The organism is Zemynaea arenosa (genome assembly GCF_004614185.1).
In the GTDB taxonomy this organism is placed as follows: domain Bacteria; phylum Pseudomonadota; class Gammaproteobacteria; order Burkholderiales; family Burkholderiaceae_D; genus Telluria; species Telluria arenosa.
The window spans coordinates 1-25,612 of the sequence record NZ_SPVF01000124.1 but is presented as its reverse complement, the minus strand read 5'-3'; the positions used below and the strand labels follow the sequence as shown (position 1 = coordinate 25,612).

Sequence of the window (25,612 nt, the reverse complement as noted above, 5' to 3'; positions counted from 1 at the left end):
CCATTGGCTGTGCGCCGCAGGGCCGGACGCGCCGCGGCGGGCGTGTGCTCGGGCTCATTGGCCGCCTCGCCGCCGCTGACCAGCTCGATGTATTCGTTGGCCACCAATAGGTTGACGCTCTCGCCGTTCAGCCCCAGCCCAGCGATATTCTTGAGCACCGTATCGAGCGGATTGCGCCCGTCGATCATCACTAGCAGGGTGCGCAGCCGCGGCGGCAACTGGTATTTGCGGGTCGCGATCTCCTCGCGCCCTTTGTCCGTCTTGTCGTAGACACACGTGTTCATGCTCTTCCCCTCGCGCCGCGTGCGGGCGCTTTTTTATTGTCGAAGAAACCGGCCACTCTTCCTCAAAAGTTGCCGCACGGATACAAACGAGGATACACCACCCCAACAAAAAGTCGAGTTTCGTGACCGACACGTGTTGCTGAAAAGTTGAACAAACGATTGCGCTTGACGCAAGGTGTGGCTGTTTAGCCACCGGGCGATGCCGTTGCGTCAGCGCCGCCGCAGGCGAAACTGGGCGCTGTCCGTGTTCGGGCAGCCGGCGCGCGGCCTGCGATCGCCAGCGCCCATCGAAAAAAACGCCCCGCCAATCCGGCGGGGCGCCAAGTCCAAAATCGCGGCGCGCGTGGCCAAGCCACGTGCGCCGTGCGTACGGCCAGTGCCTTACGCGCCCTGGCCCTCAGCGCCGCCGTGGCCACCACGCCCGTGGCCGAAGCGGCCGCGCATGCCGTGGTGCGCGCTGAACTTGTCGAACGTCGCTTTCTGCTCTGCCGACAGCTGGCTGTAGAACGCGGTCACTGCGGGCAGGCGCTGCTGGGCGGCGGCGAGGCGCTGCTGCTGCATCGTGATCATCGCCTGCATGCGCTCCGGTGCGCTCATGGCCTTGAAGGCAGCGCGGTCCGGACGTGCGGCCGGGGCCTGCGGCTTGATCGCGGCCTGGTAGGTGGCCCACGCGCCTTCCTGCGCGGAGCTCAGCTTCAGCGCGTCATGCAGCTTGGCCTGGCGCTGGGCGTAGTGCTCCGCGAATTTGGCGGCGCGCTCCTGCTGGCTGGCGGCGTGCGCGTAACGGCCGTCGGTCTGCGCCTGTGCGGCGCAGGTGGCGGTGGCCAGGCCCAGTGCGGTCAGGCCGATGACGAGCGATTGACGAATGGTCTTCATGTCAGGTTCCTTTTCCCTTGGAGGAGTGGTGCGGGGCCGGAAGGCCGCTGCGCATGAGACGTATCTTGGGCGCCGAGTGTGAATACGACGTGTCCCGTCTGCCGGACTTTGTATCAGATTGTTTCGACTTACGGTCAATATACTTGCCGATACAAACCGCCTACCCGGCACCCGGCGAAGCAGGGATAATGTGCGGCTATGGACAATCCCTCCACTATTCTCATCGTCGACGACGACCGGGACATCCGCACCCTGCTGGCGGACTACCTGGAATCGAACGGCTACCGCACCCTGGCGGCGGCCGACGGCACCGGCATGTGGAAGACGCTGGATGAAGCCCGCCCCGACCTGATCGTGCTGGACTTGAACCTGCCCGGGGACGACGGCCTGACCCTGTGCCGCAAGCTGCGCGCCAATTCGACCCTCCCGGTCATCATGCTCACCGCCCGCAACGAGCCGCTGGACCGGATCCTTGGCCTGGAGATGGGCGCGGACGACTACCTGCCCAAGCCCTTCGAGCCGCGCGAGCTGCTGGCGCGCATCCGCAGTGTGCTGCGCCGCAGCCACGCGATGCCGTCCAACAGCCCGGCCGAAAAGGCGCAGCAGATGAAGTTCTCCGGCTGGACCCTGGACCTGACCGCGCGCCACCTGGTCAACCCGGACGGGATTGTCATCATGCTCTCGGGCGCCGAGTTCCGCCTGCTGCGCGTGTTCCTCGAACACCCGAACCGCGTGCTCAATCGCGACCAGCTGCTCAATCTCACGCAGGGCCGCGACGCCGACCCGTTCGACCGCTCGATCGACATCCAGATCTCGCGCCTGCGCCAGAAGCTGGGCGAGGATGCGCGCGTCCCGCAGATCATCAAGACGGTCCGCAACGGCGGCTACGTGCTGGCCGGGCAGGTGACCGTGGAGCCGGCCGCGTGAAAGCCTTCTTCGGGTCGATGACGGGCCGCGTCTTCCTGACCCTCCTGCTCGGGATTCTGGTCTCCGCCGCGCTGGCTCAGGCCATCGCGGTGCGCGAGCGCCAGGTCGCCATCGAGGCCTACCGCGACTGGCACGCGCTGGAACGCGCCGAGCAGCTGATCATGACGGCCGATATCGTGCCCGCCGGCTCGCGCCAGGCCTACCTGTCGGTGGCCAACCGGCCCGCCATCCGCATCGAGCCGGTGAACACCCACCTGCCGACCTCCGTCACGCCCACCAAATTCATGCGCGCGCTCGGTGCCCGCCTCGGCCCGCAGTTCCAGCTGGAGGCGATCTCCGTGCGCCCGCCCGAGTGCGACCGCCCGCAGAACCAGGGCAGCCTGTTTGGCCCCAGCCGCTGGACCGGCACCTGCGAAAGCGTGAACGTGCGCCTGCGCGACGGCCATGTGGTGCGCCTGCAGGTGCTGCCGCCGCGCCCCGCGCCCAACACGCCGGAAACCGACTACACCTACACCATCGCGCTGTTCCTGGTGTCGATCGCGGGCCTGGCCTACTTCGTGGCGCGCATGTCCACCCGCCCCCTCAAGCAGCTGGCGCAGGCCGCGAAAGACCTCGGCAACGACATCAACGCCGCACCGCTGGAGCTGACCGGCACCAGCGAGATCCGCCAGGCCAGCGCCGCCTTCAACGCCATGCAGGCGCGCATCCGCCAGTACATCTTCCAGCGCACCCAGATGCTGGCCGCCATCACCCACGACCTGCAAACTCCGCTTACCCGCATGCGCTTGCGCCTGGAAAAGGTGAGCGATCCGGAATTGCAGGACCGTCTGAAGGGCGACCTCTCCGCCATGCAGGAGATGGTGCGCGAAGGCCTGGAGCTGGCGCGCAGCATGGACACCAACGAGACCATGCAGGCGCTGGACCTCGACTCGCTGCTCGATTCGGTCTGCACCGACGCCTCGGACAGCGGCCAGAAGGTCACGCTGTCCGGCCGCGCCGGCATGGCGCTGATGGGCCGCCCGCTGGCGCTGCGCCGCTGCTTTGCGAACCTGATCGACAACGCGATCAAATACGGCCGCGAGGCCCACGTCACCGTGGAGCGCCAGGCCGGCAGCGCGCGCGTGCGCATCCGCGACAAGGGCCCCGGCATTGCGGCTGCGGAACTGGGCCGCGTGTTTGAACCGTTCTACCGCGTCGAGACCTCGCGCTCGCGCGAATCCGGCGGCACGGGCCTGGGCCTCACCATCGCCCGCAATATCGCCGAACAGCACGGCGGCAGCATCGTGCTGGCCAATCATCCCGAGGGCGGCCTCGAAGCCACCCTGGTCCTGCCCGAATACTACGCAGGAAAATAAAGACAGTCTTTCCAGAACCAGACCATGAAAAAGAACACCATCGGCGTTGTCATCGGCGCGCTTGCCATTGCAGGCGGCACCGCCTGGTACCTGAGCAAGGGCGAGGACCATGCCGCCGGCGCGGCCCCGAAAGGGAAGGGCGGCCAGCAGGGGCCGACCGTCGTCAACGTGGTGGCGCCGCAGGTGCGCGACGTGCCGATCGTGCAAGCCTCGAACGGCACCGTGACGCCGGTCAGCACCGTGGATCTGCATCCGCAGACCACCGCCACCATCCGCAAGGTGCACATCAAGGAAGGCGACTTCGTGAAGGCCGGCCAGCTGATGTTCACGCTGGACGACCGCACCGACCAGGCCAACGTGGACAAGGCGCAGGCCCAGGTGGCCAAGGACGAAGCCACGCTGGCGGACCTGGAGCGCCAGTACAAGCGCGCGCAGGACCTGTTCGCGCAGCACTTCATCGCGCAAAGCCAGGTGGATTCGCTCAAGAGCCAGGTCGACTCGGCGCGCGCGGTGCTCAAGGCCGACGCCGCGGCCGCGCAGTCGAGCCGCGTGAGCGCCAGCTTCACCAGCATCCGTTCGCCGATGAGTGGCCGGGTGGGCGGCATCAACGTCTACGCGGGCAGCCTGGTGCAGCCTGCCACCTCGCTCACCACCATCACTCAGCTCGATCCGATCACGGTCGCCTTCACGCTGCCGGAATCGGCGCTGGGCGATCTGCTGGCCGCGCAGCGCGCGGGCCGGGTGCCGGTCGAGGCCACGGTGGGCGACGCCAAGCCGGTGCTGGGCCAGCTCAGTTTCGTGGACAATGCGGTGGACCCGGTGGCCGGCACCATCAAGGTCAAGGCGGAATTCGACAACGCGGGCGCGCGCCTGTGGCCGGGCCAGTACGTGAACGCCAGGGTCACCGTGCAGACACTGAAGAACGCGGTGGTGATCCCGCAGTCGGCCGTGGTCACCAGCGCGCGCGGCACCTTCGTGTATGCGATGCAGCCGGACCAGACGGCCGCGCAGGTGCCGGTGCAGAAGCTGTACGCCTTCGGCCAGGAGGCCGCGGTCACGGGCCTGAAGGGTGATGAGAAGGTGATCACCGAGGGCAAGCAGAACCTGCGCCCCGGCTCCAAGGTACACGTCGCCGGAACCGGCGGCGGTGCCGGTGGCCGCAAGGGCGGCAGCGGTGGCACGGGCGGTGGCAGTGCCGCGGCCAGCACCGGCGGCCCGGCGAAGAGCAAAGGTGCGGCGTAAATGAATATCTCCGAACTGTGCATCCGGCGTCCCGTGATGGTGGTGCTGCTGTCCATCACGCTGATCCTCGCGGGCGTGCTGGCCTACAGCGGCATCCCGGTCGCGGCGCTGCCGAGCTATAACACCCCGGTCATCAACGTCAACGCCAACCTGGCCGGGGCCAGCCCGGAGACCATGGCGTCCTCGGTGGCGCTGCCGCTCGAAAAGCAGTTCTCCACCATCGCCGGCATCAACGTCATCACCTCCACCAGCACCCAGGGGAATACCTCGCTGACGCTGGAGTTCGACCCCAGCATCAACGTCAACGAAGCGGCGGTGGACGTGCAGGCCGCGCTGCTCGGCGCCCAGCGCCAGCTGCCGCAGGAGATGACGGACCTGCCGTCCTACCGCAAGGTCAATCCGGCCGACGCTCCGGTGCTGTTCATCCAGATGACCTCTCCGTCGATGAACCTGTCGGAGCTGAACGACTATGCCGAGAACCTGATCGCGCCGAATCTCTCCACCTTGCCCGGCGTGGCGCAGGTGAGCATCAACGGCCAGAAACGCTTTGCGGTGCGGGTGCGCGCCAAGGCCGACCTGATGAACGCGCGTAACCTGACCATGGACGAACTGGCGCAGGCGATCCGCGCGGCCAACTCGAACGCGCCGCTGGGTGTCATCGATGGCCCGCGCCAGACGCTGACCATCCAGGGCAACGCGCAGCTGATGAACGCCGCCCAGTTCAAGGACATCATCGTCGCCACCCGCAACAACGAGCCAGTGCGCCTGCGCGACGTGGCCACGGTGGAGGACAGCTACCTGTCCGTGAAGGCCTACAGCAGCTACAACGGCGAGCGCTCCATCACCCTGCTGGTGCAGCGCCAGCCGGACGCCAACACCGTGCAGGTGGTGGACGCGGTGCGCAAGCTGCTCCCGCGCTTCAAGGCCCAGCTGCCGGAGTCGATCCAGATCCACCTGGTGAACGACCGCTCGAACTCGATCCGCGAGGCGATCCATGATGTGAACATCACGCTGGGCCTGACCGTCGGCCTGGTGGTGCTGGTGATCTTCCTGTTCCTGCACCGCCTGTCGGCCACCTTCATCCCGGCGGTGACGATGCCGATCTCGCTGCTCGGCGCGCTCTCGCTGCTGTACTGGCTGGGCTACTCGCTGGACAACGTGTCCCTGCTCGGCATCACGCTGGCGGTGGGCCTGGTGGTCGACGACGCCATCGTGGTCCTGGAGAACATCGTGCGCCACATCGAGATGGGCCGCAAGCCGCTGCGCGCCGCGCTGGACGGCTCGCGCGAGATGGGCTTCACCATCGTCTCGATCTCGATCTCGCTGGTGGCCGTGTTCATCCCGATCTTCTTCATGCCGGGCGTGATCGGCCTGCTGTTCCACGAATTCGCGGTGATCGTCGGCCTGTCGATCCTGGTGTCGGCGGTGGTGTCGCTCACGCTGGTGCCGATGCTGGCCTCGCGCCTGCTGCCCGAGCACAAGGCGGGGCACAGCGAGGAGACCACCTTCATCGGCAAGCACTTCGAGCGCGCTTTCCACAAGGTCCGCAACGGCTACGAGCGCTCGCTGGACGTGGCCCTGCGCCATCGCGAGATCGTGCTGCTGATCGCCTTGGCCACCTTCGCGCTCACGGTGATCCTGTATGTAACCATCCCCAAGGGCTTCTTCCCCGAAGAGGACATCGGCCAGATCCGCGTGACCGTGGAAGCGGCGGAAGACACCTCCACCGAAGCGATGCAGCAGCTGACGGAGAAGGTGGCCGGTATCATCAAGGCCGACCCCAACGTGCAGGACGTGACCGCGTTCACCGGCGGCGGCTACACGGGCCGCATGTTCCTGGTGCTGAAGCCGCGCGACCAGCGCAAGAAGATGCCCGAGGTGCTGGAAAGCCTGCGCAAGAGCACCCGCAACGTGGCCGGGGTGCAGGTGTTCCTGGCGCCGGTGCAGAACCTGCAGCTGGGCGGGCGGCCATCCAAGAGCCGCTACCAGTACACCCTGCAGTCAGTCAGCCCGGACGCGCTCAATGACTGGGCCAACAAGTTCATGGAGCGCATGCGCGCGGATCCGATCTTCCGCGACGTGACCAGCGACTCGGCCCAGCGCGGGCTGCAGGCCACGCTCAGGATCGACCGCGACAAGGCCAACACGCTCGGCGTGCAGCTCTCGGACATCCGCACCGCGCTGTATGCGGCCTTCGGCGAGCGCCAGGTCTCGACCATCTTCTCCTCCGCCGCCAGCTACCAGGTTATCCTGGAAGCGGCCGACGAGGACCGCATGAGCGAGGACGCGCTGTCCAAGCTGTCCGTGCGCAGCAAGAACGGGGAGCTGGTGCGCCTGTCCAGCATCGCTGCGGTCGAGCGCACGGTCGGTCCGACCGCGGTCAACCACCAGGGCCAGCTGCAGGCGATCACGCTCTCGTTCAACCTGGCGCCGGACGCGCCGCTGGGCGTGGCCACCCAGCACATCGAGCAGATGGGCCGCGAGATGAAGCTGCCGCCGTCCATCATCACCAAGTACGGCGGCGACGCGGCCGTGTTCCAGGATTCGCAGGGCTCGCAGATCATCCTGATCGTGGCGGCGCTGGGCGTGATCTATGTGCTGCTGGGCGTGCTGTACGAGAGCTACATCCACCCGCTGACGATTCTCGCGGGCCTGCCGTCCGCCGCGGTGGGCGCGCTGCTGACGCTGCGGCTGTTCAACCTGGACCTGACGATGATCGCGATCATCGGCATCCTGATGCTGATCGGCATCGTGAAGAAGAACGCGATCATGATGATCGACTTCGCGCTGGCCGCGCAGCGGGAGCAGCACATGTCGCCCCAGCAAGCCATCCGCGAAGCCTGCATCCTGCGTTTCCGCCCGATCCTGATGACCACCTTGGCGGCGATGATGGGCGCGCTGCCGATCGCGCTCGGCCTGGGCGCGGGCGCCGAGCTGCGCCAGCCGCTGGGCTTGGCGGTGGTGGGCGGGCTGGTGTTTTCCCAGGTGATCACGCTCTACATCACGCCGGTGATCTATCTGTATCTCGACCGGTTCAGCGGCAACGGCCCGCTGTCGGACGAAGACCTGGAGCGCCTGGAAGCGGAGAAAACCGCCCAGCACGTCGAGTCGATACATTCTGTAACAACCGTCAACCGGGCCATCGGCTAACCTGATTTGCTTGTACGAACGGACACGCCGCGGCTGCAGCGTGTCCGACTCGATTTCCCAAATCAGCGCCGGTCTGGCACACTGCCCGTCATTACTGGCCCGGTCTACCGTTTTACCTTGCGCGACGAAACACACATCATGTCAACCGCCACCGGTGTCTGCGAGCACTGCGGACAACCGCTGCCCGGTTACAACCCGCATCCGACCTACGGGGAGCGCAAGCCCAACAAGGTTGGTATCGCGGTTGCGATCGCGGTGCACCTGCTGGTGGTACTGGTCTATCTGCTCAATCCACAGAAGTTCAAGCCGGCCGGCAAGCAGGCCGAGATCTTTATCTCGCTCGCCAATACCGCGCCGGTGCGCAAGCCGGTCCAGCGCGACGAGGCGCCGCGCAAGAAACCCAAGGCCATCGCCAAGGCCCAGAAGCCGGTGGTGGTGATGCCACGCCTGCCGAACACCATCACGGTGCCGTTCGAGCCGCCCAAGGAAGAGGTGGTCAAGCAGGAAGAACCGCAGAAGACCGAGATTCCGCCCGAGATGGATATGCAGGCCTACATCGAGGCGCAAAAGCGCAAGCGCGGCGTGGCGCAGGACGCGCCATCCGAAAGCGCGAACGAGAAGGCGATGCGCAACATCAAGGCCAACATCGCGCGCGCCAATGCGGCGGCCCAGGGCGACGATGGCACCGGCGGCATCTTCAGTATCAGCAACCAGACCTTCCACAGCGCCGAGCTGAAGTTCCGCGGCTGGAACCCGAACTTCAAGCGCCGCTGGCTGCAGCAGGTGAACGTGGAGGTGACGACCGAGCCGGACATCGAGACCGCCATCATCAAGAAAATGATCGAGATTATCCGCAAGGAGAAGACGGGCGACTTCGAGTGGGAGTCGCACCGTTTGAACCGCACCGTCACGCTGTCGGCGCGGCCGCAGGATCAGGCGCAGCTGGAGGCTTTCCTGTTCAAGGAAATGTTCCCGAAGTACATCGCGCCCGCGAAGAAGTGATCCGGCCAGTGCCCGGAGGAGGGCGGGCCCGCGCGGATCACGCCGCGCCGGCCGGCTTGGGCCGCGGCTCGGCCGCGGCGCTCACAGTGCGGGGCCTTAGCCCTTGAGCTTGCGGGCGATCTCGCGCGCAAAGTAGGTCAGCACGCCGTCGGCACCGGCGCGCTTGAAGGCCATCATCGATTCCATCATGACCTTGTCGTGGTCCAGCCAGCCGTTCTGGGCGGCGGCCTTGAGCATCGCGTATTCGCCGCTGACCTGGTAGGCGAAGGTCGGCACCTTGAACTCATCCTTCACGCGGCGCACGATGTCCAGGTAGGGCATGCCGGGCTTGACCATCACCATGTCCGCGCCCTCGGCGATGTCGAGCGCCACTTCGCGCAGGGCTTCGTCGCTGTTGGCCGGATCCATCTGGTAGGTCGCCTTGTTGCTCTTGCCGAGGTTGGCGGCGGAGCCGACCGCGTCGCGGAACGGGCCGTAGAAGGCCGACGCATACTTGGCCGAGTAGGCCATGATGCGCGTGTGGATGTGGCGCTGGCCTTCCAGCGCCTGGCGGATCGCGCCAATGCGGCCGTCCATCATGTCGGAGGGGGCCACCACGTCCACGCCCGCGTCGGCCTGGACGATGGCCTGCTTGATCAGCATTTCGACGGTCGGCTCGTTGAGCACGTAGCCATCGTCGTCGATCAGGCCGTCTTGGCCGTGGCTGGTGTACGGGTCAAGCGCGACGTCGGTCAGGATGCCCAGTTCGGGGAAGCGCTTCTTCAGCTCGGCCACGGCGCGCGGCACCAGGCCGTCCGGGTTGGTCGCTTCGATGCCGTCCGGCGTCTTCAGCGAGGCATCGATGACGGGGAACAGGGCCAGCACCGGAATGTCCAGCTGGCAGCATTCCTCGGCGATCGGCAGCAGCAGGTCGACCGAGACGCGCTCCACGCCCGGCATCGAGGCCACCTGCTGGCGCTGGTTCTCGCCGTCGAGAATGAACACCGGGTAGATCAGGTCGTGCGCGGTGATGGTGTTCTCGCGCATCATGTTGCGGGAGAACGGGTCGCGGCGCATGCGGCGCATGCGGATGCCTGGGTAAGTCGTCATCGTGAATCCCTTCGCAAATATCAGGCTGCGTCCGGCGGCGTGTCATCGCCGTCCAGGCCCAGCAGTTCCAGAATCTTGGCGTCCGCCTCGTCCAGGCCCACCCGCTTGAGCGAGGAAAACAGCTGCACGGTGAAGGGGAAGGGGTTGCCTTCCTCGTCCTCGTAGCTGTCCAGCACCTGGCGCGCCTGGCGCAGGGCATTGGTGGCTTCATTGCGGTTCAGCTTGTCCACCTTGGTCAGCAGGCAGTGGATCGGCTTGCCGGTCGGCGCGAACCACTCGAGCATCTGGATGTCCAGCTCCGTGAACGGGCGGCGCGAATCCATGATCAGCACCAGCGCGGCCAGCTGCTCGCGGCGCTGGACGTAGTCGCCCAGCAGCCGCTGCCAGTGCAGCTTGGCGGTGCCGGACACTTCCGCGTAGCCGTAGCCGGGCAGGTCGACCAGTAGCGCCTGGATCTCGTCCACATTCGTCTCGTCCTTGCGGTGCATGGCCACGTGGGCGCCGCCGATCGAGAAGAAATTGATGTGCTGGGTGCGGCCCGGGGTCTTGGACGCGAACGCCAGCCCTTTCTGGTTGGTCAGCACGTTGATGGCCGAGGACTTGCCCGCGTTGGAGCGGCCGGCGAAGGCGATTTCGGGCACGTGCGTGGCCGGCAGGTCCCGCAAATGATTCACGGTCGTAAAGAAGCGGGCTTGCCAGAGCTTGGACATGGAAGTGGAAAATTGCAACAAAAGGCGGGGTCGCTATTGTACAATAAGGGGTTAGGGCTTGCTGCAACGCAAGGGCAGGCCGTGCGCAGGACGGATTTTTATTGACTTACATTTTCAAGGTGTGTGAATGAAATTTGCGTGTGTCCCGTTTGTGAAATCCCTGCTGGCTGCCACCGTTGTCCTGTCCGGTCTCGCGAGCGCGGTGGAAGCCCCCGCGGCCGCCCCGGCCAAGGCTGACCCCGCCAAGGGCGCGACTCTGTTCACCGACGGCGATGCTTCGCGCAGCATTCCGGCCTGCGTGTCCTGCCACGGCGCCGCCGGCAACTCGACCATCGTGCAGAACCCCAAGCTGTCCGGGCAGATCGAAGCCTACGTCACCAAGCAGCTGATCGACTTCACCACCCCGAACCGCGCCAACCCGGTCATGACGCCGTACGCGAAAGCGCTGACCGACGACGAAAAGCGTAACATCGCTGCGTATCTGGCGACGCAGCAATCCAAGCCGAACGCGGCGCGCAGCAAGGACACCCTGGACCTGGGCAAGAAGATCTACCGTGGCGGCATCGCCGAAAAAGGCGTGGCGGCCTGCGCCTCCTGCCACGGCCCGGCCGGTGCCGGCATTCCGACCCAGTACCCCCGTTTGGCAGGCCAGCATGGGGACTACACGGTCGCCCAGCTGGTGGCCTTCAAGTCCGGCGCGCGCAAGAACAGCGTCCAGATGAGCGCGCTGTCCAAGCGCATGTCGGACGACGAGATGAAGGCCGTCGCGGACTACATCGCCGGTCTGAAGTAACACGTGCACGGCCCGCCAGCCGGGCCGCAGAAATACCAGGGGCGGCAGCGCGGAAGCGTGTCGCCCTTTTTGTTGATAGGTAGGGTCAATACATGAGTACCGCCGGGATCGAACTGGCCACCCCGCGCCGCCGCCTTGCCGAGGCCGTCGAGCTGCTGTCCTCGATGCGCTTTGCGATCAGCCTGCTGACCATCATCGCCATCGCCTCGGTGCTGGGCACCCTGGTCGAGCAGGGGCAGCCGATGCCCAACTATGTCGACCAGTTTGGCCCCTTCTGGTTCGAAGTGTTCGCCAAGTTCGGGATCTTCACCGTCTATTCGACCTGGTGGTTCCTGCTGATCATGGGCTTCCTGGTGGTGTCGACCACCCTGTGCATCATCCGCAATACGCCGAAGATGATGCGCGATATGCGCAGCTGGCGCGAGAACGTGCGCGAATCCTCGCTGCGCAACTTCCACCACCACGCCGAGTTCACCACGCCGCTGGCGCGCGCCGCATTCGCCCGGCAGACCGTGGAGCGCCTCGGCCACGCGGGCTATGCCGCGCGCACGGTGGAGAAGGAGGGCGGCACGCTGGTGACCGCCAAGAAGGGCGCCGGCACCAAGTTCGGCTACGTGTTCGCGCACAGCGCCATCGTCATCATCTGCCTGGGCGGCCTGCTCGATTCCGACTTGCCGATCCGCTTCCAGGAATGGTTTTTCGGCAAGACGCCGTATGCCGGCGCGGGCTTCATCTCGGCCATTCCGGCCCAGCACCGGCTCGGCGTGAACAACCCGACCTTCCGCGCCAACACCCAGATTGCCGAAGGGCAGACCAGCGATACCGCCATCATTCCGCGCCAGAGCGGCGTGCTGGTCCAGGAACTGCCGGTCGATATCAAGCTCAACAAGTTCAACATCGATTTCTACTCGACCGGCATGCCCAAGCTGTTCGCCAGCGAGGTGGTGGTGCGCGACAAGGAGACCGGCAAGACCTTCCCAGCCACCATCAAAGTCAACGAGCCGCTGATCTACAAGGGCATCGCCGTGTATCAGTCGAGCTTCGAGGACGGCGGCTCCAAATTGCAGCTCACCGGCTTCCCGATGGCGGGGCCGGACAACACCAGCTTCGCGATCAATGGCGAGGTCAACGATTCGACGGGCCTGAAGCGCGGCACCGACGAGTACACCGTCGAGTGGACCAACTTCCGGCCCTTCAACGTCGAGAACCTCGGCAGTGGCGATGCCCGCGCGGTCAAGAAGAACGAATCGTTCAACGAACAGTTCGCGCGCAGCCTGGACAAGCACACCGGCTCGGCCGCCAAGAATGCCAACAGCCAGGACCTGAAGAACGTGGGCCCCAGCGTGCAGTTCAAACTGCGCGACAAGAATGGCCAGGCGCGCGAGTTCATCAACTACATGCAGCCGGTCACGCTCGATGGGGTCCAGCTGTTCCTGTCCGGCGTGCGCGCCTCGCAGGCGGACAACTTCAGCTACCTGCGCATCCCCGCCGACGACGAGCACAGCGTGCGCGAGTGGATGCGCCTGCGCGCGGCCTTGCACAATCCGGAGCTGCGCGCCACCGCCGCCGCCCGTTACGCCGAGCGCGCGATGCCGGCCTCGTCGGCGAATACGCCGCTGCTGGCCAGGCAGCTGCAGGAGTCGGCGCTGAAAGGCATCACCATCTTCGCCGGCGAGGGCCGCGACCCGGGCGGCTTCATGGCCGTGATGCGCTTCCTGGAAAAAATACCCGAGAAGGACCGCGAGAACGCCGCTGCCATCTACATGCGCCTGCTGAACGGCACCATGTGGGAGCTGTGGCAGGCCGCGCGTGCAAAGGATGGGCTGGCGCCGGTCGAGCCGACCGTGCAGCACGGCCAATGGCTGACGCTCTCGACCAACGCGCTGGCCGACGCCGTGTTCTACGGTGCCCCGGTCTACCTGCAGCTGGACGACTTCACGCAGATCAAGGCCTCCGTCCTGCAAGTGACGCGCTCGCCCGGCAAGAAGGTGGTCTACCTCGGCTGCCTGCTACTGGTACTGGGCGTGTTCGCGATGTTCTACATCCGCGAGCGCCGCGTCTGGGTCTGGCTGCGCGACAACGACGGTGGCGCGGACGGCACGCACGCCCTGATGGCCATGAACTCGCAGCGCAAAACCCTCGATTTCGAAAAGGAATTCACCGACATGAAGGCAAAGCTGCCGCAATCGGCGTAAGCTTGTGCCCGACTGGAGACGGACTATGGAACTCTCGCAAACCTCGACCTATACCCAGACGCCGGGCTATTTCCGGCGCCTGAACACTTTCGACTGGCTCTACGCGGCCCTGCTGCTGGCCGGCGCGGTCTACGCGCTGAACCGCTTTGGCGCGTACATGGACGTGTACGAAAAAGCCATCCTGGTCATGGCCGTGCCGACTTTCGCCGCACTCGGCTGGCACTGGAAGCCAGTGCGCTGGCTGATGCCGCTGATCGCGGTGCTGGCGCTGTGGGCCATCATGCTCTACGGCGGCAGCCTGGACGCGGCCAACCAGCGCTTCATGCTCAAGTACATGCTGTCGAGCCAGTCGGCGATCCTGTGGATGAGCGCCTTCTTCGTGTTCTCGACCGCGTTCTACTGGATCGGCTTGATTGCGCGCTCGCCGTTCGGCGGCGCGGTCGGCTCGCGCCTGTGCTGGGCGGCGGTGGTGGTGGGCTTCACCGGGCTGATGGTGCGCTGGTACGAGTCCTACCTGATCGGCACCGACGTCGGCCACATCCCGGTCTCGAACCTGTACGAAGTGTTCATCCTGTTCTCGATGATCACGGCGATGTTCTACCTGTACTACGAAGAGCGCTACGCCACCCGCCAGCTGGGCCCGTTCGTGCTGCTGGTGATCAGCGCCGCGGTCGGCTTTCTGCTCTGGTACACGGTCGCGCGCGACGCGCAGGAGATCCAGCCGCTGGTGCCCGCGCTGCAAAGCTGGTGGATGAAGATCCACGTGCCGGCCAACTTCATCGGCTACGGCACCTTCGCGCTGTCGGCCATGGTCGCCACTGCCTACCTGCTCAAGTCGCACGGCATCTTGGCGGACCGCCTGCCGGCGCTGGACGTGCTCGACGACGTCATGTACAAGGCCATTTCGGTCGGTTTCGCGTTCTTCACGGTCGCCACCATCCTCGGTGCGCTGTGGGCGGCCGAAGCCTGGGGCGGCTACTGGTCCTGGGATCCGAAGGAGACCTGGGCCTTGATCATCTGGCTCAACTATGCGGCCTGGCTGCACATGCGCCTGGTGTCCGGCCTGCGCGGGAAGATGGCGGCGTGGTGGGCCGTGCTGGGCCTGCTCGTGACCACCTTCGGCTTCCTCGGTGTAAATATGTTCCTGTCGGGCCTGCACTCTTACGGCAAGCTTTAAGCACCGAATCAGGCGACTTGGTGTAAGGTTCCAGGAACGACCGTTCCTTACTCCGGAGTCGCCTCATGCTCATCAAGCGTCAACCGGACGGCCTTCTCGTGCCGTCCTCCGAGATCACCCCGCGCGAGATCTACGAAGGGCGGCGTGACTTCATCCGCAAGGCCGCCGTCACCGCGGTGGCCGGCTCGGCCCTGTGGGAGTTCGCCACCCGCCAGGCGTTCGCGCAGGGCACCGGCGCCAAACTCCCGGCCAAGCCGAATCCCGCCTACGCGCTGCCCGAGAAGCAGACGCCGTTCAAGGACGCGACCAGCTACAACAACTTCTACGAATTCGGCACCGACAAGGGCGACCCGGTTGAGGCCGCGCACACGCTCAAGCCGCGCCCGTGGTCGGTCGTCATCGATGGCGAGGTCAAGAAGCCTGTCACGCTCGATATCGACAGCCTCATCAAGCTGGCACCGCTGGAAGAGCGCATCTACCGCCTGCGCTGCGTGGAAGGGTGGTCGATGGTGATTCCCTGGGTGGGCTATTCGTTCTCCGAGATCATCAAGAAAGTCGAGCCGACCGGCAATGCCAAGTATGTCGAGTTCACCACGCTGGCCGATTCGCGCCAGATGCCGGGCCTGAACAGCCGCGTGCTGGAGTGGCCGTACAAGGAGGGCCTGCGCATCGACGAGGCCAACCATCCGCTGACCCTGCTGACGGTCGGCATGTATGGACAGGTGCTGCCCAACCAGAACGGCGCGCCGGTGCGCATCGTGGTGCCGTGGAAATACGGCTTCAAGTCGGCCAAGTCGATCGTGCGGATCCGCTTCATGAAGGGCCAGCCGCGCACGGCCTGGAACGTGGTGGCGCCGAACGAGTACGGCTTTTATTCGAACGTGAACCCGAACGTGGACCACCCGCGCTGGTCGCAGGCGAGTGAGCGGCGCATCGGCGAAGACGGCTTCTTCCAGCGCAAGCGCAAGACGCTGATGTTCAACGGCTACGACCAGGTCGCCTCGCTGTATGCGGGGATGGACTTGAAGAAGTACTTCTGATGGCGGCCTTCACGCCCACGGGGCGGCGGCTCACCGCCGTCAAGGCCGTCGTGTTCCTGCTGGCGCTGGTGCCGCTGGCGCGCATGGTGCTGCGGATCAGGGCGGGCGAGGTGGTCGAGCCGCTCGAGTTTCTCACGCGCGGGACCGGGGACTGGGTGCTGTACTTCCTGTGCCTGACCTTGGCGGTGACGCCGCTGCGGCGGCTGTCGGGCTGGAACTGGCTGATCAAGCTGCGCCGGATGCTGGGCTTGTTCGCCTTTTTTTATGCGAGCTTGCACTTCCTGTGCTTCATCTGGTTCGATCACTTTTTCGATCTGCAGGCGATGTGGAAGGATGTGCTGAAGCGGCCGTTCATCACGGTCGGGTTCACGGCCTTCGTGCTGCTGGTGCCGCTGGCGGTGACCAGCACCAATGGCATGGTGCGGCGCCTCGGCGGCAAGCGCTGGCAGTGGCTGCACCGGCTGGTGTATGTGATTGCCCCGCTGGGGATCCTGCACTTCTGGTGGATGAAGGCGGGCAAGCACAACTTCACCGAGCCGATCATTTTCGGTTCTATCGTGGCGCTGCTGCTGGCGTTCCGCGTGTACTGGGCCACTGCCAAGAAAGTTCCCGCACGCGCTTGATGCACATGGCGGCTGCGCGCCGCGGCGGCGCTAGCATGGGCCGATGCCCAACCACGACGGCGTCTACCGGCACCTGTTCTCCCACCCGGCCCTCGTCCGCGAGCTGCTGCGCGACTTTACGCCGCTGACGTGGCTCGGCGATATTCCGGTTGAGTGCTTCCAGCGCATCAACGGCAGTTACGCGAACGAGCAGGCGCGTCAGCGCCATAGTGACCTCGTCTGGTGCGTCAAGCACGGCGATGCGTGGCTCTATTTTTACGTCCTGATCGAGTGTCAAGCCCAGCCGGATCGATGGATGGCTTTGCGCATGCAAGTCTATTCGGGCTTGCTCTATCAGGAGCTGCTGGCGTCGCGGGAGCTCGACGCCAAGCGCCGCCTCCCTCCGTTAGTACCCGTCGTGCTCTATCACGGCGAGCAACCGTGGCGAGCGCGTCGCAACGTGGCCGATCTCATCGAACGAATGCCGCTGCTCCCTGCGGAGTGGACGCCGCGGCATCGCTACCTGCTGATCGACCAGCGTCGCTTGGCGGCGGACGTGCTGGCCGAATGCAAAGGCTTGGTTGCACACCTGTTTCGCATCGAACTTTCCGATTCGCCGGAGGTCTTTCAGGAGCGGCTCCCCATGCTCCTGGCTTGGTTGAAGCAGAAGGACTATGCTGATTTGAGGCGGGCGGTGGAGCTGTGGCTAAGCCAGCGCGTCAATCCGGAATTCGGTGACGACCTCGGTATCGATTGGGAGGAACCAACTATGGCCGCCAAATTTCCACGCAAGTTTGAAACGTGGCGCGACTACGTCAAGCACGAAGGCAGGGAAGAAGGAAAGGCAGAGGGCAAGGCAGAGGGCAAGGCAGAGGGTATGCGCATCATGTTGCGCGATCTTGCAGGCGAGCGCTTCGGGGCAGTGCCCCAGTCTGTCGAGTCGCTGATCGCTACGGTGGACGACCCGCAGGCGCGGCGGCTGCTTGCAGCGTTGCTGCAGTCAGCCACGCCAGACGAAGTGCTGGCGCGTATGCGGCGCGCCAGCTGAGCCTCACTTCAGCAGCGTCTCCAGCTTGAACAGGTCGGCCGGATTCTCGCGCTGGCGCACGAGGTGCACCTGGTCGCCGTCGACGATCACTTCGGCCGCGCGGCCGCGGGTGTTGTAGTTGGAGGACATGGTGTGGCCGTACGCGCCCGCCTGCATCACGGCCAGCAGGTCGCCCTGCTCAACCGCCAGCTTCCGCTCGCGCGCCAGCCAGTCGCCCGACTCGCACACCGGCCCCACCACGTCGTAGGTGTGCGCCGCGCCGGAGCGCGGCACCACCGGTTTCACATCCATCCAGGCCTGGTACAGCGTCGGCCGCATCAGGTCATTCATGGCCGCATCCACCACGCAGAAATTCTTCTCCTGTCCCGGCTTCAGGTACTCGACGCGCGTCAGCAGCACCCCCGTGTTCCCGACGATCGAACGTCCCGGCTCGAAGATCACCTTGATCGCGCGTCCAGCATGCTTCTCGGCGCGCCACGCATCGATGCGCTCGAACAGCCGCGCAATGTAGTCGCCCACCGCCACCGGCTCGCTCTCACCTGCCTCGCCATACGCGATGCCGATGCCGCCGCCGATGTCCAGGTGGTGCAGATGGATGCCTTCGCGGTCCAGCGTGTCGATCAGCTCAATCAGCTTGTCCAGCGCCTCCAGCAGCGGCGCATCGTCCAGCAGCTGCGAGCCGATGTGGCAGTCGATGCCGACCGGCTCCAGGTGCGGCAGTGCCGCCGCGGTGCGGTAGGTCTCCAGCGCGTCGTCGAACGCCACGCCGAACTTGTTGGCCTTGAGTCCTGTCGCGATATACGGGTGGGTCTTCGGATCCACGTTCGGGTTCACGCGCAGCGACACCGGCGCCGTCACGCCCATCTCGCCCGCCACCGCGTTCAGGCGGTGCAGCTCCGGAATCGACTCCACGTTGAAGCACAGGATCTGGTGCGAGAGCGCGAGCTTCATCTCTTCCACCGTCTTGCCGACGCCCGAGAAGATCACCTTGCGCGGATCGCCGCCCGCCGCCAGCACGCGCAGCAGCTCGCCGCCGGAGACGATGTCGAAGCCGGCGCCCTGGCGCGCCAGCAGGTCGAGGATGGCCAGGTTCGAATTGGCTTTCATCGCGTAGCACACCAGCGCATCGCGCCCCGCGCAGGGCTGCGCGTATGCGTTGAAGTTATCGAGCAGCGCCGATTTGGAATAGACGTAGGTGGGAGTGCCAAACTGTTCGGCGACGCGGTCGAGCGCCACCTGGTCGGCGTGCAGCACGCCGTCGCGGTACGAGAAATGAGACATGAATCGGGCCTGGGCGGTGACGAAGGGTTACTGGTTGGGCGTGGGCGGGGTGGTCGTGGTCGGCGGGATCGCAGTGGTGGCCGGAGGCTGCGCCGGTTTGGCGGGCGGTTTCGGCAGGTAGAGCGGCCCGGTCTGGCCGCACGCCGCGAGGCAGAGCGCGAGGGTGAGCGCGGCTGCGGATTTCAGCGCGAGGGAAGGCTTCACGATTAGAATCTGGTTTTTGGACAGGAAGACCTTGGAGTGTAGCATGACCGATTCCGAATTTTTGGACGCCGCCGATTCCATCCTTGCCCGCATCGAGGACCAGATGGATCATCTCACCGAGCAGGACATCGTCGATGTGGAGTGCCGCCGCAGCGGCAATGTGCTGGAGATCGAGTTCATCAAGAACGCCTCCAAAATCATCGTCAACAGCCAGGCGCCGATGAAGGAGATGTGGGTGGCCGCGCGCTCGGGCGGCTTCCACTACCGGATGGTGGACGGCCAGTGGACCGACACCCGCAGCGGCAAGGAGCTGTTCGCGGCCCTGTCCGAACTGGTGACGGAGCAGGGCGGCGCCCCCGTGACGCTGTAGATCGATCCCGCGGTGCGCGGGGCGGGCGCGCACCCGCGGCGCGCTGCCCCGGCCTCAGAACAACTCGTTCTTGATCGCCTCGCGGGCCGGCGCCTCGGCTGGCGCGTGCGTCACGCCCGGTTCGAGGCTCTGGACGCCCTGGCCGGGCGGGTTCTCCTGGTAGTACCATTCGTCGCCCACCTGGATCAGGCCCGGCGGCACCGGGCGCTCGTTCACCGGTGCTTCCTTCAGCGCCTTCTGCATGTAGCCGATCCAGATCGGCAGCGCCAGGCCGCCGCCGGTCTCCTTGTTCCCCAGGTTCTTCGGCTGGTCGTATCCGATCCATGCGATGCCGACCAGGTGGTCCGCATAGCCCGCGAACCAGGCGTCCATCGAATCGTTGGTGGTGCCGGTCTTGCCCGCGACGTCCGGCCGCTTGAGCGCCAGCGCGCGGGTCGCGGTCCCGTAGCGCACCACGTCCTTCATCATCGAATCCATCAGCCAGGCATTGCGTGCGTCGATCACGCGGTTGCTTTCCACCCCCGACTTTTCCGGCGCCGCCTGCGACAGCACGCGGCCATCGGCATCGGTCACCTTCGAGATCAGGTACGGGTTCACGCGGTAGCCGCCGTTGGCGAACACCGCATACGCCCCCGCCATCTGCAGCGGCGTGGTGGCACCTGCGCCCAGGGCCAGGGTCAGGTAGGGCGGGTTCTTGTCCGCCTCGAAGCCGAAGCGGGTCGCGTACTCCTGGCCGTACCTGGCGCCGATCTTGTGCAGGATGCGGATCGAAATCATGTTCTTCGATTTCGTCAGGCCCTTGCGCATCGTCATCAGGCCTTCGTACTTGGCGTCGTAGTTCTTCGGCTCCCAGGCCTGGCCGCCGGTCTGGCCGGAATCGAACGAGATCGGCGCATCGTTGATCAGCGTGGACGGCGACAGCCCGCGCTCCAGCGAAGCCGAATAGATGAACGGCTTGAACGAGGACCCCGGCTGGCGCCACGCCTGCGTCACGTGATTGAACTTGTTGCGGTTGTAGTCGAACCCTCCGACCAGCGCGCGGATCGCGCCATCGGTGGTGTCGGCCGCGATGAAGGCCGATTCCACTTCCGGCATCTGGGTGATCTGCCAGTCCTTGCCGCCGTCCTGCGTGATGCGGATCACCGCCCCGCGCCGGATGCGCCGGTTCGGCGCCGCCTTCTCGGACAGCCAGCCCTGCGCGAACGCCAGGCCCGCGCCCGAGATGGTGATCTCCTCGCCCGACGCCGTCACCGCGCGCACCTTGGACGGCGCGGCGTCCAGCACCATGGCCGCCACGATGTCGTCGCTGTCCGGATGGTCGGCCAGCTCGGTCTCGATGGCGTCTTCCGCCTCTTCCTTGTTGCCCGGGATGTCGATGTAGGTCTCCGGCCCGCGGTACGGGTGGCGGCGCTCGTACTCCATCACGCCGCGGCGCAGGGCCAGGTAGGCGGCGTCCTGGTCGGCCTTGGTGATGGTGGTGAACACGTTCAGGCCGCGGGTGTAGGTCTCTTCCTTGAACTGCTCGTACACCAGCTGGCGCGCCATTTCGGCCACGTACTCGGCGTGCACGCCGAACGAGGACGAATCCATCTTCACGTGAATGTTCTCCGCCTTGGCCTGCTCGTACTGCGCGGTGGTGATGTAGCCCAGGTCGTGCATGCGCTGCAGGATGTACTGCTGGCGCACCCGCGCGCGCTTGGGGTTCACCACCGGGTTGTAGGCCGACGGCGCCTTCGGCAGGCCGGCCAGCATGGCCGCTTCCGCGATCGTGATGTCTTTCAGCGATTTGCCGAAATAGATCTGCGCCGCCGACGAAAAGCCGAACGCGCGCTGGCCCAGGTAGATCTGGTTCATGTAGACCTCCAGGATCTGGTCCTTGGTGAGGTTCTTCTCGATTTTCCAGGCCAGCAGGGCCTCGTAGGCTTTGCGCTTGTACGACTGTTCCGACGACAGGAAGAAGTTGCGCGCCACCTGCTGGGTGATGGTCGACGCGCCCTGCTTGGCGCCGCCCGCCACGTTGTGCACGGCCGCCCGCAGGATGCCCCAGTAGTCCACGCCGCCGTGCTCGTAGAAGCGGTCGTCTTCGATCGCCAGCACGGCCTTCTTCATGATGTCCGGGATCTCCTTGAAGCGTACCAGGGTGCGGCGCTCCTCGCCGAATTCGCCGATCAGGACGTTATCGGCCGAGAACACCCGCAGCGGCATCTTGGGCCGGTAGTCGGTCAGCGTGTCGAGCGAGGGCAGGTTCGGGTAGGCCATCGCCAGGGCGAACACGATCACCAGCACGATCACCGCCAGGGTGCCGGCAAAGGCGCCCAGCGCCAGCAGGGCGATGCGGCGCGCGGGGTGCGCGTGTTTGGCGGTCGGGGTCGGCTCCGGAGTCGTCGTGGTCATGCTGTGTATGCGGAAGGGGCAAAATTGAATTTTTTCATTATAAGTCACCACCTCCTGGGGGCGATTCCTGCAGAAGCGGAACACTTCAGGTTTCCGTGGAATTGCCGACAACTAAGATGTCTTTAGGCAAATATAGTGTGGCGAAACCTTCACCGCCCCGAATGTTCCACCTCAGAAATACCTTTACATGGGTTCGTTTCTGTTGCTACGATTTAACGTACTGTCTTACGTTTTTGATCTAAATGGCGGTTTTATAACGAATAACTGCTGTTTTGGCATACCAAAGTATCATTCCTCATGGCAATTTTCTAAGGCAGCGGGAGCACACTTGAACCTGGATCTCGCAACATTGTTCGGACAATCCAACGCCCCCTTGGTCGGGCTGGATATCAGCTCGTCCGGCGTCCGGCTGGTGGAGCTGGCGCAGGTCGGCAAGACCGACATTCGCCTGGAGCGCTATGCCTCCGAACCGCTGCCGCGCGGCGCCGTGGTGGACGGCAATATCGAAAACCTGGACCAGGTCTCGGAAGCGGTGCGCCGCGTGTGGAAGAAGAGCGGCACCCGCGTCAAGAACGTGGCGCTGGGCATGCCGCCCGCCGCCGTGATCACCAAGAAGATCATTCTCCCGGCCGGCCTGTCGGAAGATCAGCTGGAAGTGCAGGTCGAATCCGAAGCCAGCCAGTACATCCCGTTCGCGCTCGATGAAGTGAGCCTGGACTTCGACGTGATCGGCCCGGCCGCCACGCCGGAGGACATGGAAGTCATGCTGGCCGCGGCGCGCAAGGAAAAGGTCGAGGACCGCGTCGCCATCGCCGAAGCGGCGGGCCTGAAGGCCACCGTGATGGACATCGAATCGTACGCCGCGCGCGCCGCGCTGGACCGCATCACCGGCCAGCTGCCGCACGCGGGCGCGGACCAGATCGTGGCGCTGTTCCAGATCGGCGCCCAGGTCACCCACATTTCCGTGATGCTGGATGGCGAAACCATCTACGAACGCGAGCAGCCGTTCGGCGGCGCCCAGCTGACCCAGGAGATCGTGCGCGCCTTCGGCCTGTCCTACGAAGAGGCGGAGGCCAAGAAGAAGGCCGGCGACCTGCCCGAGAACTACCGCACCGATCTGCTCAACCCCTTCCTGGAAAACGCCGCGCTGGAGGTCACGCGCGCGATCCAGTTCTTCTATACCTCCACGCCGTACACGCGGATCGACCAGCTGTACTTGGCCGGCGGCTGCGCCATGCTGCCGGGCCTGCTGGACATCATCGCCAGCCGCACCAAGATCTCGAGCGCGGTGATCTCGCCGTTCAAGGGCATGCAGCTGGGCGAGGGCGTGCGCGAGCAGCAACTGCGCACCGAGGCGCCGGCCTACCTGGTCGCCACCGGCCTGGCGCTGCGGAGGTTCGACCGATGATCCGAATTAACCTGCTCCCGCACCGGGAGGAAAAGCGCAAGCAGAAGAAGGCCGCCTTCGTGGCCATGCTGGCGCTGGGCGGCCTGGTGGGCGTGGCCGTGGTGCTGATGGTGGGCGGCTACAACGCCAGCCGCATCTCGATCCAGAACCAGCGCAACCAGGTCCTGAAGGACGCCAACAAGGAACTGGACGTCAAGATCGCCAAGATCGCCACCCTCAAGCAGGAGATCGAGGCGCTCAAGGCGCGCCAGCAGGCGGTGGAAGACCTGCAGGGCGACCGCAACCAGCCGGTCTACGTGCTGGACGAACTGGTCAAGCAGACCCCGGACGGCGTCTACCTCAAGAGCTTCAAGCAGGACGGCCAGCGCATGCTGCTCAACGGCCTGGCGCAGTCGCAGGAACGGGTGGCGGAGCTGCTGCGCAACCTGACCGGCAACGCCCAGTGGCTGGAGCGCCCCGAGCTGGCCGAGGTGAAGGCGGTCACGCTGCCGGGCTCGAAGTCGGGCCGCAAGGTGGTCGAGTTCACGATGACCGTCTCGATCCGCCGCCCGCGCGACCAGGACGCCAAGGACAAGGACGGCAAGACCATCGACGGCAAGCCCGCCGTGACCGTGGCCGCACCGGCGGCGGAGGGCGCCCTCGCCCCTGCTCCCATGGTGAAGCCGCCGAGCGGCATCGTGGCTCCGGGCGCCAACGGGGCCGCGCAGATCGCCGCCGCCAAGGCCGCCGCGGCCAAGGAAGCCACCCCCGTGGCCGCGCCCAAGTGAGCCGGGGATCCCAGTCATGAAGATCGATATCAAACAATTTGCCCAGTCGCTCGCGGACCAGTTCCGCGGCCTGAACGGGCGCCATCCCGGCATGTGGCCACTGGCCCCGCGCATCATGTGCGCGCTCGGCGTCACCGTGGCCGTGGTCGCCCTCGGCTACTTCGGCTACTGGAGCTCGCAGTTCGAGGACCAGGAACGCCTGGCCGCCGAAGAGACCAAGCTGCGCGACGAGTACAAGCTCAAGATCGCCCAGGCCATCAACCTGGAAGAGCTGCAGAAGCAGCGCCTGCAGGTGGACGCGTACGTGGAAGGCCTGGAGAAGCAGCTGCCGAGCAAGGCCGACATGGACGCGCTGCTGTCGGACATCAACCAGGCCGGCGTCGGCCGCGGCCTCCAGTTCGAGCTGTTCAAGCCGGGCCAGGTGGTGCTGCGCGAGTACTATGCCGAACTGCCGATCGACATCCGGGTGAGCGGCAGCTACCACGACATCGGCTCCTTCGCCGGCGACATGGCCAACCTGTCGCGTATCGTCACGCTCAACAACATGACGCTGACGACGCGCCAGGACGGCACGCTGACCCTGGACGCCATCGCCAAGACCTTCCGCTATCTCGATCCGGACGAAGCCGCCGCCCAGCGCGAGGCCGCCCTCAAGGACAAGAAGAACAAGAAGGCCAAGAAAGGAGGCGCGAAATGAAGACCCACGCTCAGCGCCTCGCCGCCGGCCTCGCCGCCGCCGCCCTGCTGGCCGGCTGCAGCGACAGCGACGTGCAGCAGGTGCGCCAGTGGATGGCCGAGACCCGCGCCAATACGCACGTGAAAGTGGAGCCGCTGTCGCCGCCCAAGACCTTCATCCCCTACGCCTACACGGCGCAGCAGGCGACCGACCCGTTCAGCCAGAGCAAGCTGCTGGTGGAACTGGCCAAGGCCGCGGCCACCAGCAACAACCCGTTCAAGCCGGACCTGGAACGCCGCAAGGAGCTGCTGGAGAGCTTCCCGCTCGACACCATGCGCATGGTCGGCGTGCTGCAAAAGAGCGGCGTGACGTTCGCGCTGCTGCAGATCGACTCCAATGTCTACCAGGTGAAGGTCGGGCAGCACATTGGACAGAATTATGGACTGGTCACCGGGGTGACCGAGAATGCCGTCAGCATCCGCGAAGTGGTGCAGGATGCGGCCGGCGAATGGACCGAACGCATGGCGAAGCTGGAGCTTCAGGAAAGCAGGAAGTAAGGAGAGAATATGACCGCCCCCCAACATTCCGGTTTTCTGCCGACCTGGCGCCTGCTGCGCCAGTGTGCCGCCGCCGTGCTGGCGCTGGCCGCCTGCGGCGCCGCCTTCGCGCAGGACAACGCGATCGAATCGATCACCGCCAACCAGCAGGGCTCGAACGTGATCGTCAAGGTCGCGCTCAAGAGCGCTCCGGCGCGCGCCCCGATCGGCTTCTCGATCACCAATCCGGCCCGCATCGCGCTGGACTTCGGCGCCACCGCCAATGCCACCGGCAAGACCAGCCAGGACATCAACCTGGGCGACGTGCGCAGCGTGAACGTGGTGCAGGCCGGCGAGCGTTCGCGCCTGGTGCTGAACCTCAAGCGCAGCCTGAACTACGCCACTGCGGTCGACGGCAATAACGTGATCGTCACCATCGAAGGCTCGGGCGGCCCGGCCACCGCGGTCAACGCGGCGGGCATGCCG

Annotated in this window: 23 protein-coding genes and 1 pseudogene; 17 read left to right on the top strand and 7 right to left on the bottom strand. The window is 65.6% G+C overall.

Going from position 1 to position 25,612, the window contains the following annotated elements:
• Both E4L96_RS09575 and E4L96_RS09570 read right to left on the bottom strand, forming a co-directional pair.
• Window positions 1–284 (bottom strand): annotated as a pseudogene (locus E4L96_RS09575) (hypothetical protein); the annotation flags it as partial.
• Between the two features lie 381 nt (window positions 285–665).
• Complete coding sequence (locus E4L96_RS09570; protein WP_135206991.1) at window positions 666–1,160, bottom strand: Spy/CpxP family protein refolding chaperone; 495 nt, start codon at window positions 1,158–1,160, stop codon at window positions 666–668.
• A 198-nt stretch (window positions 1,161–1,358) separates the two neighbouring features.
• On the opposite strand from E4L96_RS09570, the gene E4L96_RS09565 reads away from it, so the two are divergent.
• The 5 genes from E4L96_RS09565 (at window position 1,359) to E4L96_RS09545 (ending at window position 8,836) form a co-directional block, all read left to right on the top strand.
• Complete coding sequence (locus E4L96_RS09565; protein ID WP_135206990.1) at window positions 1,359–2,087, top strand: response regulator; 729 nt, start codon at window positions 1,359–1,361, stop codon at window positions 2,085–2,087.
• The gene (locus E4L96_RS09560) at window positions 2,084–3,442 is read left to right on the top strand and encodes an ATP-binding protein (protein ID WP_135206989.1); all 1,359 of its coding nucleotides are present in this window, start codon (window positions 2,084–2,086) and stop codon (window positions 3,440–3,442) included. The genes E4L96_RS09565 and E4L96_RS09560 overlap by 4 nt, the downstream gene beginning before the upstream one ends.
• A gap of 24 nt (window positions 3,443–3,466) precedes the next feature.
• A complete protein-coding gene (locus tag E4L96_RS09555) occupies window positions 3,467–4,684 on the top strand; it encodes an efflux RND transporter periplasmic adaptor subunit (RefSeq protein ID WP_135206988.1) in 1,218 nt (405 codons plus the stop codon).
• Window positions 4,685–7,834, top strand: a complete 3,150-nt coding sequence (locus E4L96_RS09550) for an efflux RND transporter permease subunit (RefSeq protein ID WP_135206987.1) — start codon at window positions 4,685–4,687, stop codon at window positions 7,832–7,834.
• 138 nt (window positions 7,835–7,972) lie between these two features.
• Entirely contained in the window at window positions 7,973–8,836 is an 864-nt protein-coding gene (locus tag E4L96_RS09545; RefSeq protein ID WP_229414361.1) for a hypothetical protein, read from the top strand.
• Window positions 8,837–8,932: 96 nt separating this feature from the next.
• On the opposite strand, the gene hemB is transcribed toward E4L96_RS09545, so the two are convergent.
• Both hemB and yihA read right to left on the bottom strand, forming a co-directional pair.
• Window positions 8,933–9,925: a porphobilinogen synthase gene (gene hemB, locus E4L96_RS09540; RefSeq protein WP_135206985.1), complete on the bottom strand. Its 993-nt coding sequence runs from the start codon at window positions 9,923–9,925 to the stop codon at window positions 8,933–8,935.
• A 20-nt stretch (window positions 9,926–9,945) separates the two neighbouring features.
• Complete coding sequence (gene yihA, locus E4L96_RS09535; RefSeq protein WP_135206984.1) at window positions 9,946–10,635, bottom strand: ribosome biogenesis GTP-binding protein YihA/YsxC; 690 nt, start codon at window positions 10,633–10,635, stop codon at window positions 9,946–9,948.
• Window positions 10,636–10,762: 127 nt separating this feature from the next.
• Here yihA and E4L96_RS09530 point away from each other — a divergent pair, with 127 nt between their 5' ends.
• The 6 genes from E4L96_RS09530 (at window position 10,763) to E4L96_RS09505 (ending at window position 17,490) form a co-directional block, all read left to right on the top strand.
• Entirely contained in the window at window positions 10,763–11,428 is a 666-nt protein-coding gene (locus E4L96_RS09530; RefSeq protein WP_135206983.1) for a c-type cytochrome, read from the top strand.
• 92 nt (window positions 11,429–11,520) lie between these two features.
• Window positions 11,521–13,623: a cytochrome c biogenesis protein ResB gene (locus tag E4L96_RS09525; protein ID WP_135206982.1), complete on the top strand. Its 2,103-nt coding sequence runs from the start codon at window positions 11,521–11,523 to the stop codon at window positions 13,621–13,623.
• 25 nt (window positions 13,624–13,648) lie between these two features.
• Entirely contained in the window at window positions 13,649–14,800 is a 1,152-nt protein-coding gene (gene ccsB / locus E4L96_RS09520; protein ID WP_135206981.1) for a c-type cytochrome biogenesis protein CcsB, read from the top strand.
• 65 nt (window positions 14,801–14,865) lie between these two features.
• Entirely contained in the window at window positions 14,866–15,840 is a 975-nt protein-coding gene (gene msrP / locus E4L96_RS09515; protein ID WP_135206980.1) for a protein-methionine-sulfoxide reductase catalytic subunit MsrP, read from the top strand.
• Window positions 15,840–16,463: a protein-methionine-sulfoxide reductase heme-binding subunit MsrQ gene (msrQ, locus tag E4L96_RS09510; protein ID WP_135206979.1), complete on the top strand. Its 624-nt coding sequence runs from the start codon at window positions 15,840–15,842 to the stop codon at window positions 16,461–16,463. The genes msrP and msrQ overlap by 1 nt, the downstream gene beginning before the upstream one ends.
• A 43-nt stretch (window positions 16,464–16,506) precedes the next feature.
• Window positions 16,507–17,490: an Rpn family recombination-promoting nuclease/putative transposase gene (locus E4L96_RS09505; protein WP_135206978.1), complete on the top strand. Its 984-nt coding sequence runs from the start codon at window positions 16,507–16,509 to the stop codon at window positions 17,488–17,490.
• Window positions 17,491–17,493: 3 nt separating this feature from the next.
• Here the strand turns inward: E4L96_RS09505 and lysA are convergent, their stop codons facing one another.
• Together lysA and lptM are read right to left on the bottom strand one after the other, a co-directional pair.
• On the bottom strand, window positions 17,494–18,771 hold the full coding sequence (gene lysA, locus E4L96_RS09500; protein ID WP_135206977.1) for a diaminopimelate decarboxylase: 1,278 nt from the start codon (window positions 18,769–18,771) through the stop codon (window positions 17,494–17,496).
• 27 nt (window positions 18,772–18,798) lie between these two features.
• A complete protein-coding gene (lptM, locus tag E4L96_RS09495; RefSeq protein WP_229414360.1) occupies window positions 18,799–18,975 on the bottom strand; it encodes an LPS translocon maturation chaperone LptM in 177 nt (58 codons plus the stop codon).
• 43 nt (window positions 18,976–19,018) lie between these two features.
• Here lptM and cyaY point away from each other — a divergent pair, with 43 nt between their 5' ends.
• A complete protein-coding gene (gene cyaY, locus E4L96_RS09490; protein WP_135206975.1) occupies window positions 19,019–19,345 on the top strand; it encodes an iron donor protein CyaY in 327 nt (108 codons plus the stop codon).
• Window positions 19,346–19,399: 54 nt separating this feature from the next.
• Here the strand turns inward: cyaY and E4L96_RS09485 are convergent, their stop codons facing one another.
• A complete protein-coding gene (locus E4L96_RS09485) occupies window positions 19,400–21,739 on the bottom strand; it encodes a penicillin-binding protein 1A (RefSeq protein WP_135206974.1) in 2,340 nt (779 codons plus the stop codon).
• A gap of 349 nt (window positions 21,740–22,088) precedes the next feature.
• Between E4L96_RS09485 and E4L96_RS09480 the strand changes: the two genes are divergently transcribed.
• The 5 genes from E4L96_RS09480 to E4L96_RS09460 all read left to right on the top strand — a co-directional run.
• Window positions 22,089–23,147, top strand: a complete 1,059-nt coding sequence (locus E4L96_RS09480; protein WP_229414358.1) for a pilus assembly protein PilM — start codon at window positions 22,089–22,091, stop codon at window positions 23,145–23,147.
• Complete coding sequence (locus E4L96_RS09475; protein ID WP_135206972.1) at window positions 23,144–23,914, top strand: PilN domain-containing protein; 771 nt, start codon at window positions 23,144–23,146, stop codon at window positions 23,912–23,914. Before E4L96_RS09480 ends, E4L96_RS09475 begins: the two co-directional genes overlap by 4 nt.
• 16 nt (window positions 23,915–23,930) lie before the next feature.
• Window positions 23,931–24,611, top strand: coding sequence for a type IV pilus inner membrane component PilO (locus E4L96_RS09470; RefSeq protein WP_135206971.1), 681 nt, complete (start codon window positions 23,931–23,933; stop codon window positions 24,609–24,611).
• Entirely contained in the window at window positions 24,608–25,147 is a 540-nt protein-coding gene (locus E4L96_RS09465; RefSeq protein ID WP_135206970.1) for a pilus assembly protein PilP, read from the top strand. Before E4L96_RS09470 ends, E4L96_RS09465 begins: the two co-directional genes overlap by 4 nt.
• 9 nt (window positions 25,148–25,156) lie before the next feature.
• Window positions 25,157–25,612: AMIN domain-containing protein (locus E4L96_RS09460; RefSeq protein WP_135206969.1), on the top strand; the 456-nt coding region annotated here is incomplete at its 3' end.

What these genes read in the sequence shown, in the direction of transcription:
- E4L96_RS09570 (WP_135206991.1), bottom strand. Translation starts at nt 1,160, where the DNA reads ATGAAGACCATTCGTCAATCGCTCGTCATCGGCCTGACCGCACTGGGC.
- E4L96_RS09565 (WP_135206990.1), top strand. Translation starts at nt 1,359, where the DNA reads ATGGACAATCCCTCCACTATTCTCATCGTCGACGACGACCGGGACATC.
- E4L96_RS09555 (WP_135206988.1), top strand. Translation starts at nt 3,467, where the DNA reads ATGAAAAAGAACACCATCGGCGTTGTCATCGGCGCGCTTGCCATTGCA.
- E4L96_RS09550 (WP_135206987.1), top strand. Translation starts at nt 4,685, where the DNA reads ATGAATATCTCCGAACTGTGCATCCGGCGTCCCGTGATGGTGGTGCTG.
- E4L96_RS09545 (WP_229414361.1), top strand. Translation starts at nt 7,973, where the DNA reads ATGTCAACCGCCACCGGTGTCTGCGAGCACTGCGGACAACCGCTGCCC.
- hemB (WP_135206985.1), bottom strand. Translation starts at nt 9,925, where the DNA reads ATGACGACTTACCCAGGCATCCGCATGCGCCGCATGCGCCGCGACCCG.
- yihA (WP_135206984.1), bottom strand. Translation starts at nt 10,635, where the DNA reads ATGTCCAAGCTCTGGCAAGCCCGCTTCTTTACGACCGTGAATCATTTG.
- E4L96_RS09530 (WP_135206983.1), top strand. Translation starts at nt 10,763, where the DNA reads ATGAAATTTGCGTGTGTCCCGTTTGTGAAATCCCTGCTGGCTGCCACC.
- E4L96_RS09525 (WP_135206982.1), top strand. Translation starts at nt 11,521, where the DNA reads ATGAGTACCGCCGGGATCGAACTGGCCACCCCGCGCCGCCGCCTTGCC.
- ccsB (WP_135206981.1), top strand. Translation starts at nt 13,649, where the DNA reads ATGGAACTCTCGCAAACCTCGACCTATACCCAGACGCCGGGCTATTTC.
- msrP (WP_135206980.1), top strand. Translation starts at nt 14,866, where the DNA reads ATGCTCATCAAGCGTCAACCGGACGGCCTTCTCGTGCCGTCCTCCGAG.
- msrQ (WP_135206979.1), top strand. Translation starts at nt 15,840, where the DNA reads ATGGCGGCCTTCACGCCCACGGGGCGGCGGCTCACCGCCGTCAAGGCC.
- E4L96_RS09505 (WP_135206978.1), top strand. Translation starts at nt 16,507, where the DNA reads ATGCCCAACCACGACGGCGTCTACCGGCACCTGTTCTCCCACCCGGCC.
- lysA (WP_135206977.1), bottom strand. Translation starts at nt 18,771, where the DNA reads ATGTCTCATTTCTCGTACCGCGACGGCGTGCTGCACGCCGACCAGGTG.
- cyaY (WP_135206975.1), top strand. Translation starts at nt 19,019, where the DNA reads ATGACCGATTCCGAATTTTTGGACGCCGCCGATTCCATCCTTGCCCGC.
- E4L96_RS09485 (WP_135206974.1), bottom strand. Translation starts at nt 21,739, where the DNA reads ATGACCACGACGACTCCGGAGCCGACCCCGACCGCCAAACACGCGCAC.
- E4L96_RS09475 (WP_135206972.1), top strand. Translation starts at nt 23,144, where the DNA reads ATGATCCGAATTAACCTGCTCCCGCACCGGGAGGAAAAGCGCAAGCAG.
- E4L96_RS09470 (WP_135206971.1), top strand. Translation starts at nt 23,931, where the DNA reads ATGAAGATCGATATCAAACAATTTGCCCAGTCGCTCGCGGACCAGTTC.
- E4L96_RS09465 (WP_135206970.1), top strand. Translation starts at nt 24,608, where the DNA reads ATGAAGACCCACGCTCAGCGCCTCGCCGCCGGCCTCGCCGCCGCCGCC.